Here is a 15577-nt window from a genome sequence, read left to right as displayed (position 1 = left end):
CGACTACGGCGGCACCCGCCCGATGGCCCCGTACATCCGGCACGCCCTGGCCTTCTGCGGCCTCCTCCTGCTGGCGCTGCTGGCCAACGCGGCCCGGGTGCAGGTGGTCGAGGCGGGCGCGTACGGCGACAATCCGGCCAACCGGCGCTCGGACATCGCCCGTTACCAGCAGCCGCGCGGGAACATCCTGGTCGGCGGTGCGCCGGTGACCGGCTCCCGCGACACCGGCGAGCAGCTCCGCTACGAACGCACCTACCTGGACGGCCCGCTGTACGCACCGGTGACCGGCTTCGCCTCGCAGCGCTTCGGCTCGACCTTCCTGGAGCACGCGGAGGACCGGCTGCTGTCCGGCACCGACCCGCTGCTCTCGGGGTTCCCGGTGTGGCACGACACGGCGAGCGGGGCGGCGCCCGGCGGGAACGTCGTCACCACGCTGAACGCGAAGGCCCAGCGGGCCGCGTACCGGGGGCTGGGCGGCCGCAAGGGGGCGGTGGCCGCGATCGAGCCGGCCACGGGCAAGGTGCTGGCGCTGGTGTCGACCCCGTCGTACGACCCGGCGCGGCTGTCGGGGAACGGTGCGGGCGCGTCGGCGGCGTGGGAGCGGCTGAACGCCGATCCGGACAAGCCGATGCTGAACCGGGCGGTGCGGCAGACGTATCCGCCCGGCTCGACGTTCAAGGTGGTGACGGCGGCGGCCGCGCTGGACGCCGGGGTGGTCGCGGACCTGGACGCGCCGACCGACTCCCCGGACCCGTACCGGCTGCCGGGCACCACGACACGGTTGACCAACGAGGCCGACGGCTGCCGGGACGCCTCGCTGCGGGAGGCGTTCGCGTGGTCCTGCAACACGGTGTTCGCCAAGCTGGGTGTGGACGTGGGGCTCAGGGACATGGCGGCGACGGCGGGGGCCTTCGGCTTCAACGACACGGGGCTGCGGGTCCCGTTCGCGGTGGCGGAGTCCACCTTCGACACGGTGGTGGACAAGGCGCAGCTCGGGCTGTCCGCCATCGGGCAGTACAACACGCGGGCCACCCCGCTCCAGATGGCGATGGTGTCGGCGGCGGTGGCGAACGGCGGGCAGGCGCGGGCGCCGTACCTCGTGGAGCGCACCACCCGCGCCGGGGGCGAGACGGTCGCGGGCGGCGGCACCCATCCACTGACGCAGGTGATGCGGGCGTCGACGGCGTCCCGGCTGAAGGAGCTGATGCGGGACGCGGTGGAGCGCGGCACCGGGGGCAACGGGGCGATCCGGGGTGCCACGGTCGGCGGCAAGACGGGCACCGCCCAGCACGGGGTCGGCAACACCGGGCTGCCCTACGCCTGGTTCGTCTCCTGGGCGCAGGCGGACGGCGCGCCGGAGCCGGCGGTGGCGGTCGCTGTGGTGGTGGAGGACGCCTCGGCCGACCGGGGGGAGATCAGCGGGGGCGGGGACGCGGCGCCGATCGCCCGGGATGTGATGCGGGCGGTGCTCGGTTCCTGATCCCGGGGTGACCCGTCGTCGGTAAAAGTCCTGTGCGGGGGATTGACGCCCTTGCTGACACGCAGTCTCATAAGAGGCGGACGACGACGTACCCCCGGCTGGACGAGGTGACCAAAGGCCATGACGACCGTGACGGAAGCGGACGCGCTCGACGGACTGCGCGACGCGCTGGGCGCGCTCAAGGACCGGGAGCAGGTGGCCGAGCGACTGCTCGTCTCCTCCGCCAAGCACTCCTTCGACCCGGACAAGGAGCTGGACTGGGACGCCCCCTTCGAGGAGGGCAAGTGGTTCTGGCCCCCGGAGCTGGTGTCGCTGTACGGCACTCCGCTGTGGCACAGGATGAGCGAGGAGCAGCGCATCGACCTGTCCCGGCACGAGGCGGCCGCGCTCGCCTCGCTGGGCATCTGGTTCGAGCTGATCCTGATGCAGCTGCTGGTCCGGCACATCTACGACAAGCCGGCCACCAGCGCCCACGTCCGGTACGCGCTCACCGAGATCGAGGACGAGTGCCGGCACTCCAAGATGTTCGCCCGCGTGGTCACCCGCGGCGGCACCCCCTGGTACCCGGTGAGCCGGGCCCACCAGAACCTCGGGCGCCTGTTCAAGACCATCTCCACCACCCCCGGCTCCTTCACCGCCACCCTGCTCGGCGAGGAGGTGCTGGACTGGATGCAGCGGCTCACCTTCCCCGACGAGCGGGTGCAGCCCCTGATCCGGGGCGTCACGCGCATCCACGTGGTGGAGGAGGCCCGGCACGTCCGGTACGCCCGCGAGGAACTGCGCCGCCAAATGGTGACGGCGCCGAAGTGGTCGCGGGAGTTCACCCGCGTCACCTCCGGCGAGTTCGCGCGGATCTTCTCCATCGCCTTCATCAACCCGGACGTGTACACCAACGTCGGCCTCGACAAGCGCGAGGCGCTGGCCCAGGTGAAGGCCAGTGGACACCGGCGCGAGGTGATGCAGACCGGCGCCGGCCGGCTCACCGAGTTCCTGGACGAGATCGGCGTCCTGCGCGGCGCCGGGCGCCGGCTGTGGAAGGCGTCGGGGCTGCTGGCGTAGCGATGCCACCGGGCAGGGCGGCCGCGAGGGGAGCGATTACGCTGCCAGTCATGACCCCCGAGGCCGCCACCCCCGCCTACCGACGGCTCAGCGTGGAACAGCGCCGCAGCCAGCTCCTGGAATCGGCGCTGGCCCTCTTCGCGCACCGCGCCCCCGAGGACGTCTCGCTGGACGACGTGGCGGAGGCGGCCGGGGTCTCCCGCCCGCTGGTCTACCGCTACTTCCCCGGCGGCAAGCAACAGCTGTACGAGGCCGCGCTGACCTCGGCCGCCGAGGCGCTGCGGCTCTGCTTCGACGAACCCCGCGAGGGGCCGGCGGCGGCCCGGCTCGCCCGGGTCCTCGACCGCTACCTGGCCTTCGTGGACGAGCACGACACCGGGTTCAGCGCCCTGCTCCAGGGCGGCAGCGTGGTGGAGACCTCCCGGACCACGGCCATCGTGGACGGGGTGCGCCGGGCCGCCGCCGAGCACCTCTACAGCCACCTCGGGGTGACCGAGCCCGGGCCCCGGCTGCGGATGACGGTGCGGATGTGGGTCGCGGCGGTCGAGGCGTCCTCGCTGATGTGGCTGGACGAGGACAAGCGGCCGCCGAGGGACGAGCTGCGGGACTGGCTCGTCGAGCAGTTCACCGCCGTCCTGGTGGTGACCGCCGGACGCGACCCGCAGACGGCGGCCGTCGTCGCCGCGATCACCGGGGATGACCGAGACTTGAGGGCGTGAAGAGTCAGGACACCCCCTTCGAGGGCGGACCGATGGACGGCCGGGTGCTGCCCGTGCTGCTCGGCCCGACCGGCCACCCCCCGAAGACGTACCGCATCCCGGTCCCGGACGCGGCCGGCGGGCCGCCCACCGTGCTGGTGTACCGGCGCACTCCCCGCGGGCACACCAGGAGGCTGGGGCTGGTGCGGGGGTGGAAGTACGTGCACGACCCGGAGGGCCTCGGCGACGCCGACCGGCTCCGCTGGCCCTGGTCCAGGCCGAGGCGGGACAACACGCCGCAGGGCAAGCCGGACGACCCGACCGGGTGACATGGTTGCGCCGGTCCGCGCACGTTCGGCGCGCGGACCCGGCGAAGCGCGGCACAAGCTCGCGGTACGGAGGCAGGCGGGAGGTCCGCCGCCCCGCGTACCGGAGGTGATGTCGTGTCAGGAACCGTGCTGCGCCTGGCCTGTACGGCCGCGATGGCGGCCCAGGTCGCCCTCGCTCCCGCGCCCGCCCTGGCCGCGCCGGAGCCGCAGCGGCCGGTGGCCCAGCTGCTGACGGATCTTCAGCGGCTGTACCGGCAGACCGAGCAGGCCACCGAGACCTACAACGCCACCGCCGAGAAGCTCACCGCCCAGCGCGCCGAGGTGAAGCGGCTGGACGGTGAACTGGCCGAGGCCAGACTGGCGTTGAAGGGCAGCCAGGGCGATGCCGGACGGCTCGCCCGCGAGCAGTACCAGAACAGCTCGAACTTCTCCGTCTACGTCCGCCTGCTCCTCGCCCGCGACCCGCAGCAGGCGCTCGACGAGGGCCATGTCATCGGCCGCGTCGCCGGTGAACGCGCCGCCGCCCTGGACCGGCTGACCGGCGCCGAGAAGCGCGCGGACGCGCTCGCGAAGTCGGCGCGCAAGGCGCTGGACACCCAGCTCACCCTGGCCGGGCAGCAGAAGAAGCAGCGCGACGACGTGACCAGGCGGCTGTCGGACGTGGAGCGGCTCCTCGCCTCGCTTTCCCCGGAGCAGCGAGAGGAGGTGACCCGGCTGGAGCAGGACGGGGTGGCCGCGGCGCAGCGGGGCCTCACCGACTCCGGCGCCCTCGGCGAGGACGACCGGCCGGCCTCGGCGGAGGGCGGCCAGGCGGTCCGCTACGCCCTGGACCAGGTCGGCAAGCCGTACCGCTGGGGCGCCGAGGGCCCCGCCTCCTTCGACTGCTCGGGCCTGACCTCCCGCGCCTGGGCCCGCGCGGGCACCCCCATCCCCCGCACCAGCCAGGAGCAGTGGGCCCGGCTCCCCCACGTCCCGCTGAACTCGCTGCGCCCCGGCGACCTGGTGATCTACTTCCCCGAGGCCACGCATGTCGCCCTCTACCTGGGCGGCGGCAAGGTGGTCCAGGCTCCCCGTCCGGGCGACAACATCAAGGTCTCCCCGCTCGCGGCCAACCCGGTGCTGGGCGCCGTACGACCCGACGCGGCCCCGCGCCGCCTGTGAGAGGCGGGCACGGGGCCGGGAGGGTCGTTGAGAGTACGTCAGGCGCCGGCGGCCACCGAGCCGACGTACGCCTCCGTCTTCGCGGGGTCGTAGAAGAAGTTCTCGAAGTCGGCCGGGTCGTTGAAGCCGTTGGCGAAGCGGTCGGCGACCGGCTGGAGCTGGCCGGCGGCGCCGATGAGGTTGAGGATGTGCTCCGGCGGCGGGGCGAGCATGGCGTTGGTCCACTTGGTGACGTGCTGGGCGGTCGCCCAGTAGCGGTCGAAGGTGGCCTTCATCCACTCCTCGTCGAAGGGCTGGTCGCCGCGCTCCAGGATGGAGGCGAGGTAGGCGGCCGCGCACTTGGACGCCGAGTTGGAGCCCTGGCCGGTGATCGGGTCGTTGGCCACGACCACGTCGGCCACGCCGAGGACCAGGCCGCCGCCGGGCAGCCGGCCGATGGGGTTGCGCACGGTCGGCGCGTAGCGGCCCGCCAGGGTGCCGCCGGCGTCGGTGAGTTCGACCTTGGTGGCGCGGGCGTACTCCCAGGGCAGGAACTTCTCCATCAGCTCCAGGGTGAGGGAGAGGTGCTCGGCGGGGTCCTTGACGCCGTTGAACACATCGAGCGGGCCGCCGGGTATGCCCTCCCAGAACAGGATGTCGGCGCGGCCGGAGGTGGTCAGGGTCGGCATCACGAACATCTCGCCGACGCCCGGCACCAGGTTGCAGCGGACCGCGTCGAACTCCGGGTGCTCCGGCCGCGGGCCGAGCCCGTGCACGTACGCCACCGCGAGCGCGCGCTGCGGCTCGGTGTACGGGGAGCGCTCGGGGTCGCGGGCGAACATCGACACCAGCTCGCCCTTGCCGGCCGAGACCAGCACCAGGTCGTAGGTGCGGGAGAAGTAGTCGAGGTCGCCGACGGCCGCGCCGTGGATGACGAGCTGGCCGCCGCGCTGGGCGAAGGTCTCCATCCAGCCGGCCATCTTGACCCGCTGGTCCACCGACTGGGCGTAGCCGTCCAGCTTGCCGACCCAGTCGATGGCCCGCTGGGAGGGGCCGGGGTCGAAGGAGCCGGGGGCGGCGACCGAGACGCCGAGCCCCTCGATCCTGGGGGCCTGGGACTCCCAGAAGTTGAGCTGGAGGTCACGCTCGTGCTGGAGGGCGGTGTCGAACATGCACTGCGTCGACATGACCCGGCCGGAACGGATCTCGTCCGCCGTCCGGTTGGACATCAGGGTGACCTCGTAGCCGTGCGACTGGAGGCCGAGGGCGAGCTGGAGACCGGACTGGCCGGCTCCGACGACGAGTATCTTCCGCATGCGGGGGTGTCTCCTACGGGGGCTTTTGGCTACTCGGGGGTTGCGTCGAGCGCGTGGCCCACCAGGGCCAGGAGGGTCTCGATCGCTGAGATCCGGCGCCGCGCGTCCATGATCATGACAGGGATGTGCGCCGGTATGGTCAGTGCTTCCCGCACGTCCTCCGGCCCGAACATCTCACTGCCGTCGAAGTGGTTGACCGCGACCACATAGGGCAGGCCGCAGCTCTCGAAGTAGTCCAGCGCCGGGAAGCAGTCCTTGAGCCGGCGGGTGTCGGCCAGGACCACGGCGCCTATCGCGCCGCGCACCAGGTCGTCCCACATGAACCAGAACCGCTGCTGGCCCGGCGTGCCGAACAGGTAGAGCACCAGGTCGTCGTCGAGCGTGATGCGGCCGAAGTCCATGGCCACGGTCGTGGAGGTCTTGCCCGGCGTGGCGGTGAGGTCGTCGGTCTCCTCACTCGCCTGGGTCATCAGCGCCTCGGTCTGGAGCGGGGTGATCTCCGAGACCGCGGTGACCAGGGTGGTCTTGCCGACGCCGAAGCCGCCCGCCACCACGATCTTCGTGGCGACGGGTGCCCGGCTGCGGTCCTGCTGCCACGACTTCAGTTCCTCGACGGGCTCGGCCAGGCCGTCCACGAGGGGAGCGTTCCCGACGGGGGCGGTCGCGTCAGAGACGGCGGAGTCCACTCAGCACCCTTTCCAGCAGCGCGCGGTCCGGACGGCCGGTGCCGTGACCGGTCCCGGTGCCGTAAACACGGATCTTTCCCTGGTCCGCGAGGTCGCTCAGGAGCACCCGGACCACGCCGAGCGGCATTCTCAGCAGCGCGGCGATCTCGGCCACCGTGCGCATACGGCGGCACAGTTCGACGATGGCGACCATCTCCGGCATCACGCGCGGTGCGGTGCCGTTCGCCAGTTCCCTGCGCTCCTCCGGGGCGTCCAGCGCCGCGGTGCTGGCCACGAACGTCTCCACCAGGAGGACGTGGCCGAAGCGGGTGCGGCCGCCGGTGAGCGAGTAGGGGCGCACCCGGGCGGCCTTGCGGTCGCCGCCGCGGGTGGGGAGCTGCGTCTTCTTGGCGATGGCGCTCATCGGACGCTCCCGCTCGGTTCGGACTCCATGGATTTCCGCAGCTCGCTGCGGAGTTCCGGGGTGAGCACATGCCCGGCCCGGCCGACGAAGAGCGCCATGTGGTACGCGATCACGCTCATGTCGCACTCGGCGGAGCCGTGCACGCCGAGCAGCGAGCCGTCGCTGATCGACATGACGAAGAGGCTGCCCTCGTCCATGGCGACCATGGTGTGCTTGATCGAGCCGTAGTCCATCAGCTTGGCGGCGCCCACGGTGAGGCTGCCGATGCCGGAGACGATGGTGGCGAGGTCGGCGGCCGAGCCGCGGGGGCCCTTGGTGGCCGGCCGGTTCTGCCGGTCCGCCTCGGCGCGGTTCGGGTCGGACGACAGCAGGAGCAGGCCGTCGGAGGAGACGACCGCGACCGACTGGATTCCGGGTACTTCCTCGACCAGGTTGGTCAGCAGCCAATGCAGGTTGCGGGCTTCACTGCTCAGTCCGTAGGTACTGGGCGTGGTCAACTGCTTGCCTCCTCGGCGTGTCCCCCCGTGGACTCTTCGGCGTTCGCGCTGGTGGCGGGCCGCTGGTTCTGCGCGGTGTGCTCGGCGATCTCCGCTTCGACGTCGCGGTACCCGGCCTGCGCGCCCTGGCGGAAGCCGCCGAGCCTGCGGCGCAGTGCCTCGGCGTCGACGCCGGTGGCGCGCGGGCGGACCGGGGCCTCGGGCGCGGTGATCTTCGGGGTGCGCTTGGGCAGGCCCTTGCTCGTCAGCTTCTCCTCCGTCTCGTCCGGGGCACGGTCGTGCGTGGCCTCGGCGGGGAGGGGGGCTGCGGGTTCGGGGGCGGTGGCCGTGTTCCCGTCGGCGGGGGCGGCCGGCGGGAGCAGCAGCTCCATCGTGGTCTCGGGGGCCGTCTCCGGCGGTGCGGCGGGCGCCGGCTCGGGCGGCAGTGCACGGGTGGCCTGGCGCGGGATCACCGCGTCGGGGGCGTCGGCCTTCTCGGTGCTCTCGCTGTTGGCCACGGCCTTCTCGGCGAGGGCGACGAGCGGATCGGTGCCCTTGGGGCGGCCGCGCAGCACGTTGGAGTTGGCCTCGGCGTCGGCGCCGGGCAGGGAGAAGCTCTGCGTGGCGTCGGTACGGGTGGCGTGGTGCGGGACGGCTGCGGCCGGAGTCTCCGCGAGCAGCGACTGCGGCAGCACCACGACGGCCGCGACCCCGCCCTGCTTCTGCTCGCGCAGCTGGACGCGGATGCCGTGCCGGTGGGCGAGCCGGGCGACGACGTACAGGCCGAGACCGAGGCCGTCCTCGCCCTCCTGCTCGTACGGCGACTCGGGGTCGAAGTCGGCGAGGCGGCCGTTGAGCCGCTCCATGCGCTCGGCGGCCATGCCGATGCCCTCGTCCTGCACCGAGAGCATGACCTCGCCGGACTCCAGCAGCCAGGCGGAGACCTCCACGGGGAGGTCGGGCGGGGAGAACGAGCTGGCGTTCTCCATCAGTTCGGCCAGCAGGTGGGAGAGGTCGTCGGCGGCGAAGCCGGCCACGTGGGCGTGCGGGGGCAGCGCGGCGATCCGGACGCGCTCGTACCGCTCGATCTCGCTGACGGCCGCGCGGACCACGTCGACCAGCGGGACCGGTCCGTGCGCGGGCTGGACGTGCTCGGTGCCGGAGAGGACCAGGAGGTTCTCGCTGTGGCGCCGCATCACGGTGGCGAAGTGGTCCAGCTTGAACAGGGTGGCCAGGCGCTCCGGGTCCTGCTCGCGCTCCTCCAGCCCCTCGATGACGGAGAGCTGGCGCTCGACCAGCCCGAGGGTGCGCAGCGCGAGGTTGACGAAGGTGCCGCCGATGCTCTCCCGCAGCCGCTCCAACTGGGCGCTGGAGTCGCTGAGTTCGGCGCGCAGCTCCTCGCGGGCGTCGGCCATCTTCTGGCGCTGGCCGACCAGGTGCTTGCGGTCGGCCTCCAGGGTGGCGACCCGCTCGTGGAGGGCGACGGCGTGCGCGTGCAGGGCGTTCACGGAGCGGACGACCTGGGCGAACTCGTCGTTGCGCCCGGTGAAGGCGATCGGCTCCTGCCCGGCCGGGTCCTCGGCGCCGGCCAGGCGGGCCGAGCCCCGGCGCAGCACGGAGAGCGGGCGGGTCAGGGTGCGGGCCATGGCGGTGGCGACACCGACGGCGACCAGCATCAGGGCGCCGAGTACCGCGATGCGGATCTCCAGCCCGGTGACGTCGTCGTCCCGGAGGGCGGCGAGGTTCTGTCCCTGGCGCTCGTAGAGGGCGGACTCCGCGCCGCGCATCAGGTCGACGCGGGCGGAGAGCGCGGCGTCCAGCTTCTTGGCGCTGACGGCGAGCTGCCGGTCGCCGAAGGTGGGCTGGGCGGTGAGGAAGTCCAGGTACTTGTCGGCGGAGTTGACCTCGGGGCCGGTGACCGTGGAGTCGTAGGAGGCGACGGTGGCCTTGGGCGCGGTCTCGCGGAAGGCGGCGAGGCCGGCGTCGGCGCGCAGCCGGGCCCGCTGGGCGGCGGTGGTGAGCGCGTCGCGGCGGGCGGTGTCGGCCTCGGAGCTGCCGTTGGTGGTGACGGGCAGGCCGGTGACCGGGCTGATCGAGGTGCTGGGCGTGGAGGGCACGCTCAGCGCGGCCAGCAGCAGGCCGCGCGCGGCGGCGGACTGCTGGACGGCGGTGTCCAGACCGGCCAGCGCGTAGGCGCCGGAGCCCGCGCGCGGCGGCGTGCGGTCGGCCAGTTCCTCGGCGAGCCGGTGCAGCTCGGTGATGGTGGCCGAGTACGCCTGGTGGGTGCGCAGCGCGTCGGTCTTGCCGGTCAGGGCGGCGCGGCGGACGGTGGCGATGCCGTCCAGCGCGGTGCGCAGCCGGGACGGCAGGTCGGTGTCCGCGCGGAGGTCCTCGACCTGGCGGTCCACGCGGGTGCCGCGCTGTTCGGAGGGCGCCTTCGTCTTGGGGCGTCCGGCGGCCACGTAGGAGGTGACCTCGTCCCGCTCGTCGGCCAGCGAGTGGGCGAGCGCGAGGGCGTCCTGCGTCTCGTCCGCCAGCGTCACCAGCTTCTGGGACTCATGGAGGTCCCCGGAGGCGGTGAGCAGGGCCGGGGCGCCTGCCGCGGCGATGGCGGCGGCCACCACGGCCACGGCGATGATCAGCCGGTTGCGCACATGGGTGGGGCGTCCAGCGCCCACGGGGTTCTGCTCGGCGGTCCCCTGGGGGGCCGTCTGCCTGCCTGCGCGCCGAGGCCGCTTCTTCTGCACCGGTGCTCGCAATCCTGAACTCGTCTACGGAAGGGCCGGGCGGCGCCCCGTCGTCTCGGTGCCAAGTGGTGCGTACACCCGGTTCATGGTTCCCGACCCTCCCAGCGCCGGTGGGCAGTGGCCGCGCATCACCTGACCCGCCACCCGAAGGAGTGAACATCGGAGGGGAGTTGGCGGGCAAGTCGCGACGGCGCGCCGGACACCCCTGTGCGGCGGGCCGGTTGGACGCGCGGGGCAGGCTTTGGCAATATTCGCCGCCACGCATTCCCGGACCGTGCCAATTGCCGCCAATTCCGGCGTCCGGGCCGGGCGGTCGCGCCGGCCGGGGTGCGCCTTGGGCCGTTGCCCCCGCTCGTGAAGGGTTCGTGCAGACTGGCGGAGTGCGTACTGATCTCGTCTCGGAACCCGGCACCGCCGACCGGCCCAACGAGGACTTCGCGGGGGTCGGACTACCCGCCTGCGGTCAGGGCGGTTGCGTGATCTTGCTGGACGGGGTGACACCGCCCCCGTACACGCCGGGCTGCTCGCACCCGGTGCCCTGGTTCACCGCCCGGCTGGGCGGCGCGCTGACCGAACTGACCGTTTCCCACCGAGATCTGACGCTGGCGGAGATTCTCGGCCGGGCGATCGCCCAAACATCGAAGGCCCATCTGACCAGCTGTGACCTTTCTCACCCGCGTACGCCCCAGGCGACGGTGGTGCTGGTCCGCTGGTCGGCGGAGACGGTCGAGTACCTGGTGCTGTCGGACTCCGCGCTGCTGCTGCGTGCCCCGGACGGCACGGTGACCCCGGTGGTGGACGACCGGCTGGCCCGGCTGCCGCGCGGGGCGCTGGCCGACGTGGCACGGGTGGACGCCGAGCTGCGCAACAGAGAGGGCGGCTTCTACACGGCCGCCGCCGACCCGGAGGTGGTCCGGTACGCGGTCACCGGCTCGGTACCGCGTGCCGGGGTGCGTTCGCTGGTCGCGCTGACCGACGGCGCGGCCCGCTGGACGGAGAAGTTCCACGAGGGCGACTGGACGGCCCTGTTCGACCTGGTCGCCAAGGAGGGCGCCCGTGCCCTGGTGGACCGGGTGCGGGAGCTGGAGCTCGCGGACCGCGAGGAGCGGGCGTTCCTCGGCCGCAGCAAGACGCACGACGACGCGACGGTCGTCCACGTGGAGCTGTGAACGTTCGCCCGGCCCCCGGCTACTTCTCCGCGATGCCGTTCAACTCGTGCAGCAGCCGGGCCAGTTCGGCGACCTCCCGGCGGTCCCAGTGGGCGAGCTGGCTGACGTAGCGGGCGCGGCGGGCCTCGCGGACCTGGCCCACCCGGCCCCGGCCCTCCTCGGTGAGGGTGACCAGCCAGGCGCGGCCGTCGGCCGGATCGGGCTCACGCGCGATCAGGCCGAGGTCCTCCAGGGCGCGCAGCTGACGGGACATGGTGGCCTTGCCGACGCCGACGTAGGCGGCCAGATCGGTGGCCCGCTGGCCGCCCTGCTCGTCGAGCCGGATCAGCAGTCCGTACGCGGCCGGTTCCAGGTCGGGGTGGACCTCGCGGGCCATCTCCCCCTGATTGGCGCGCGCCCGGCGCAGCAGCACGGTCAGTTCACGCTCCAGCGCCAGGAATTCCTGGTCGGCACAGCGCGGCGCCACGGGTGCGGTGCCCTCGCCCGTGCCGTTGTTCCCGTCCTCGTGCACCTCTGTACCCCTGCCCGGTTTCGCCGTCTGAAATTTTCTGCCGGACCCCGTCATCGCCGCAGCTCCGTCAGTATTTCGCAGGCGTAGACCAACGGCGGCATCCGGACCCCCTTCCCACCCCCGCGTCTACGTGCGTAGCTTCTTGGACGGGCCCCTCGCGGCGCCCGGCGCAACAGGCTCGTCGGTCATTTCAGGTCCCCCACTTTCACCGCGAAAGGCCACGCCATGCCCGTGCACAGACCCGGTCCCGCCCGCCCGCGCCCGTCCGCCGTCCTGGTCGCGGCTCTGCTCGGCGCGCTCAGCCTCGTCCTCGGCGCCCTCTGCGCCGCTCCCGCCCAGGCCGCGCCCCACCGCGGCGACGCCTACCTCGGCATGGGCGTCCTCTCCCACGACGGCCGCTCCGGCGTCCCGGCCGGCACCAGGGCCACCCAGACCGAGGGCGTCGACGTCTCCGGACACCAGGGCAACGTCGACTGGACCACGCTGTGGAACAGCGGGGTCCGCTGGGCCTACACGAAGGCCACGGAGGGCACCTACTACACCAACCCGTCCTTCGCCCAGCAGTACAACGGCTCGTACAACGTGGGCATGATCCGGGGCGCGTACCACTTCGCCACCCCGGACACCACGAGCGGCGCGGTGCAGGCGAACTACTTCGTGGACCACGGCGGCGGCTGGTCGCGGGACGGGCGGACGCTGCCCGGCGTGCTGGACATCGAGTGGAACCCGTACGGCGACGCCTGCTACGGCATGGCCGGGGCGGCGATGACCAACTGGATCGCGGACTTCCTGAACACCTACCGGGCGCGCACCGGCCGGGACGCGGTGATCTACACGGCGACGAGCTGGTGGACCCAGTGCACGGGCAACACCGCCGCCTTCGGCGCGGTCTACCCGCTGTGGATCGCCCGGTACGCCACCGCCCCGGGCACGCTGCCCGCCGGCTGGGGCGTGCAGACGATGTGGCAGTACACCTCCTCCGGCCCGACGGTCGGCGACCACGACAAGTTCAACGGCGCCCTGGACCGGGTGCAGGCGCTGGCCAACGGCTGAGCCGCCCGCGTACGCGAAAGGCCCGGGCCCCCTCGGAAGGAGGGGACTCGGGCCTTCGCCCCGCTCAGGCCGCGACCGGCACCTCCGCCGCGGTGGCGGCGGGCGCGAGGGCCAGCTCCAGCACCTGGCGGACATCGGTCACCGCGTGCACGTCGAGCTTCTCCAGCACCTCGGCCGGGACGTCGTCCAGGTCGGCCTCGTTGCGCTTGGGGATGATCACGGTGGTCACCCCGGCGCGGTGCGCGGCGAGCAGCTTCTGCTTCACCCCGCCGATCGGCAGCACCCGCCCGGTCAGCGAGACCTCACCGGTCATCGCCACGTCCGTGCGGACCAGCCGGCCGGAGAGCAGGGAGGCCAGCGCGGTGGTCATGGTGACGCCCGCGCTCGGGCCGTCCTTGGGGACCGCGCCCGCCGGGAAGTGGATGTGCACTCCCCGGTCCTTCAGGTCGGCCACCGGCAGCTCCAGCTCGGCGCCGCGGCTGCGCAGGAAGCTCAGCGCGATCTGCGCCGACTCCTTCATCACGTCACCGAGCTGCCCGGTCAGGGTCAGCCCCGCCGCTCCCGTCTCCGGGTCGGCGAGCGACGCCTCGACGTACAGCACGTCGCCGCCGGCGCCGGTGACCGCGAGCCCGGTCGCCACACCGGGGACGGCGGTACGGCGCTCGGCCGGGTCCTGCGCGGACTCGGGCACGTGGTGCGGACGGCCCACCAGAGCGCGCAGGTCCTCCTCGCGGACGGTGAACGGCAGTTCCCGCTCGCCCAGCTCGTGCTGGGCCGCGACCTTGCGCAGCAGCCGCGCCACGGTCCGCTCCAGGGTGCGCACGCCCGCCTCGCGGGTGTACTCCCCGGCGAGCTTGCGCAGCGCGCCCTCCTCCAGCGTGACCTCGTCGCCGGTGAGACCGGCCCGCTCCAGCTGGCGCGGGAGCAGGTGGTCGCGGGCGATGACGACCTTCTCGTCCTCGGTGTAGCCGTCGAGCCGGACGATCTCCATCCGGTCGGCCAGCGCTTCGGGAATCGCCTCCAGCACATTGGCGGTGGCGAGGAAGACCACGTCGGACAGGTCGAGCTCGACCTCCAGGTAGTGGTCCCGGAAGGTGTGGTTCTGCGCCGGGTCCAGCACTTCCAGCAGGGCGGCCGCCGGGTCGCCCCGGAAGTCCGAGCCGACCTTGTCGATCTCGTCGAGCAGCACGACCGGGTTCATCGACCCGGCCTCCTTGACCGCGCGGACGATACGGCCGGGCAGCGCGCCGACGTAGGTGCGCCGGTGGCCCCGGATCTCCGCCTCGTCCCGGACACCGCCGAGCGCGACGCGGACGAACTTGCGGCCCATGGCGTGCGCCACGGACTCGCCCAGGCTGGTCTTTCCCACACCAGGCGGGCCCACCAGCGCCAGCACGGCACCGCCGCGCCGTCCGCCGATGACACCGAGGCCGCGCTCACCGCGCCGCTTGCGCACCGCGAGGTACTCGGTGATGCGCGCCTTCACGTCGTCCAGACCGGCGTGCTCGGCGTCCAGGATCTCCTTGGCGCCCTGGATGTCGTACGCGTCCTCGGTCCGCTCGTTCCACGGCATCTCCAGGACGGTGTCCAGCCAGGTGCGGATCCAGGAGCCCTCGGGCGACTGGTCGGAGGAGCGCTCCAGCTTCTCCACTTCCTTGAGCGCGGCCTCACGGACGTGCCCGGGCAGGTCGGCGGCCTCCACGCGGGCCCGGTAGTCGTCGGACTCCTCGGCCGCGTCCGGGCCGTCGCCGTTCAGCTCGCGCAGCTCCTTGCGGACCGCTTCGAGCTGGCGGCGCAGCAGGAACTCGCGCTGCTGCTTGTCGACGCCCTCCTGGACGTCCTTGGCGATGGTCTCCGCCACGTCCTGCTCGGCGAGGTGGTCGCGGAGCTGCTGGGTGGCGAGCTTCAGGCGGGCCACCGGGTCGGTGGTCTCCAGCAGCTCGGTCTTCTGGTCGGTGGTGAGGAACGGCGAGTAACCGGAGTTGTCGGCGAGCGCGGAGACGTCGTCGATGGCCTGGACCCGGTCCACGACCTGCCAGGCGCCGCGCTTGCGCAGCCAGGTGGTGGCCAGCGCCTTGTACTCCTTGACCAGGTCGGTCACCTGGCCGGGCAGCGGCTCGGGCACGGTCTCCTCGACCCGGGCGCCCTCGACCCACAGCGCCGCACCGGGGCCGGTGGTACCGGCGCCGATGCGCACCCGGTGGCGGCCCTTGACCAGGGCGCCGGGGTCGCCGTCGGCGAGTCTGCCGACCTGCTCGACGGTGCCGAGCACGCCGGTCCTGGCGTACGTGCCGTCGATGCGCGGGACCAGCAGAACCCTGGGCTTGCCGGACTCCGCGCGGGCGGCGGACTGGGCGGCCTCCACGGCGGCCCGGATCTCGGCGTCGCTCAGATCCAGCGGCACGACCATGCCGGGCAGCACGACCTCGCCGTCGAGCGGCAGCACAGGCAGAACGAGCGTGAACTCCATGGACTCACCCGACTCAGCAGCCATGATCTCCCCTTCGGCA

At 73.0% G+C, this 15577-nt stretch carries 14 protein-coding genes; 7 read left to right on the top strand and 7 right to left on the bottom strand.

Annotation, left to right across the window (positions count from 1 at the left end):
• The first annotated feature begins 22 nt into the window (after positions 1-22).
• The 5 genes from EV284_RS09715 to EV284_RS09695 all read left to right on the top strand — a co-directional run bounded on the left by EV284_RS09715 (position 23) and on the right by EV284_RS09695 (position 4727).
• Positions 23-1480, top strand: coding sequence for a penicillin-binding transpeptidase domain-containing protein (locus EV284_RS09715; protein ID WP_130333001.1), 1458 nt, complete (start codon positions 23-25; stop codon positions 1478-1480).
• A gap of 120 nt (positions 1481-1600) precedes the next feature.
• Entirely contained in the window at positions 1601-2539 is a 939-nt protein-coding gene (locus EV284_RS09710; RefSeq protein ID WP_130332305.1) for a diiron oxygenase, read from the top strand.
• A gap of 50 nt (positions 2540-2589) precedes the next feature.
• Positions 2590-3258, top strand: coding sequence for a TetR/AcrR family transcriptional regulator (locus tag EV284_RS09705; protein ID WP_130332303.1), 669 nt, complete (start codon positions 2590-2592; stop codon positions 3256-3258).
• Complete coding sequence (locus tag EV284_RS09700; protein ID WP_130332301.1) at positions 3255-3566, top strand: hypothetical protein; 312 nt, start codon at positions 3255-3257, stop codon at positions 3564-3566. The genes EV284_RS09705 and EV284_RS09700 overlap by 4 nt, the downstream gene beginning before the upstream one ends.
• A 114-nt stretch (positions 3567-3680) precedes the next feature.
• Positions 3681-4727 (top strand): C40 family peptidase, encoded by a 1047-nt coding sequence (locus tag EV284_RS09695; RefSeq protein WP_130332299.1) that lies wholly within the window; start codon positions 3681-3683, stop codon positions 4725-4727.
• 38 nt (positions 4728-4765) lie between these two features.
• Here the strand turns inward: EV284_RS09695 and EV284_RS09690 are convergent, their stop codons facing one another.
• From EV284_RS09690 to EV284_RS09670, 5 genes are read right to left on the bottom strand one after another with little or no spacing between them, the layout of a single operon-like run.
• Positions 4766-6022, bottom strand: a complete 1257-nt coding sequence (locus EV284_RS09690; RefSeq protein WP_130332297.1) for a styrene monooxygenase/indole monooxygenase family protein — start codon at positions 6020-6022, stop codon at positions 4766-4768.
• 29 nt (positions 6023-6051) lie between these two features.
• Entirely contained in the window at positions 6052-6708 is a 657-nt protein-coding gene (locus tag EV284_RS09685) for an ATP/GTP-binding protein (protein ID WP_130332295.1), read from the bottom strand.
• A complete protein-coding gene (locus tag EV284_RS09680) occupies positions 6689-7111 on the bottom strand; it encodes a DUF742 domain-containing protein (RefSeq protein ID WP_130332293.1) in 423 nt (140 codons plus the stop codon). Before EV284_RS09680 ends, EV284_RS09685 begins: the two co-directional genes overlap by 20 nt.
• Complete coding sequence (locus EV284_RS09675) at positions 7108-7608, bottom strand: roadblock/LC7 domain-containing protein (RefSeq protein ID WP_130332291.1); 501 nt, start codon at positions 7606-7608, stop codon at positions 7108-7110. The genes EV284_RS09680 and EV284_RS09675 overlap by 4 nt, the downstream gene beginning before the upstream one ends.
• A complete protein-coding gene (locus tag EV284_RS09670; RefSeq protein WP_207228984.1) occupies positions 7605-10334 on the bottom strand; it encodes a nitrate- and nitrite sensing domain-containing protein in 2730 nt (909 codons plus the stop codon). The genes EV284_RS09675 and EV284_RS09670 overlap by 4 nt, the downstream gene beginning before the upstream one ends.
• 380 nt (positions 10335-10714) lie before the next feature.
• On the opposite strand from EV284_RS09670, the gene EV284_RS09665 reads away from it, so the two are divergent.
• The gene (locus tag EV284_RS09665; RefSeq protein WP_130332287.1) at positions 10715-11503 is read left to right on the top strand and encodes a protein phosphatase 2C domain-containing protein; all 789 of its coding nucleotides are present in this window, start codon (positions 10715-10717) and stop codon (positions 11501-11503) included.
• A gap of 19 nt (positions 11504-11522) precedes the next feature.
• On the opposite strand, the gene EV284_RS09660 is transcribed toward EV284_RS09665, so the two are convergent.
• Positions 11523-12014 (bottom strand): MarR family transcriptional regulator, encoded by a 492-nt coding sequence (locus tag EV284_RS09660; protein ID WP_130332285.1) that lies wholly within the window; start codon positions 12012-12014, stop codon positions 11523-11525.
• Between the two features lie 225 nt (positions 12015-12239).
• On the opposite strand from EV284_RS09660, the gene EV284_RS09655 reads away from it, so the two are divergent.
• Positions 12240-13067 carry a lysozyme gene (locus EV284_RS09655; RefSeq protein ID WP_130332283.1) on the top strand — a complete coding sequence of 276 codons (828 nt, stop codon included), beginning with the start codon at positions 12240-12242 and terminating at the stop codon, positions 13065-13067.
• A 64-nt stretch (positions 13068-13131) separates the two neighbouring features.
• Here the strand turns inward: EV284_RS09655 and lon are convergent, their stop codons facing one another.
• Positions 13132-15561: an endopeptidase La gene (gene lon / locus EV284_RS09650; protein ID WP_130332281.1), complete on the bottom strand. Its 2430-nt coding sequence runs from the start codon at positions 15559-15561 to the stop codon at positions 13132-13134.
• Between the last annotated feature and the right edge of the window lie 16 nt (positions 15562-15577).

Origin of the sequence: Streptomyces sp. BK022, assembly GCF_004217355.1 — a bacterium.
In the GTDB taxonomy this organism is placed as follows: Bacteria; Actinomycetota; Actinomycetes; order Streptomycetales; family Streptomycetaceae; genus Streptomyces; species Streptomyces griseoluteus.
The sequence above is the reverse complement of the archived record's forward strand: the minus strand, read 5'-3'. Positions and strand labels throughout refer to the sequence as shown.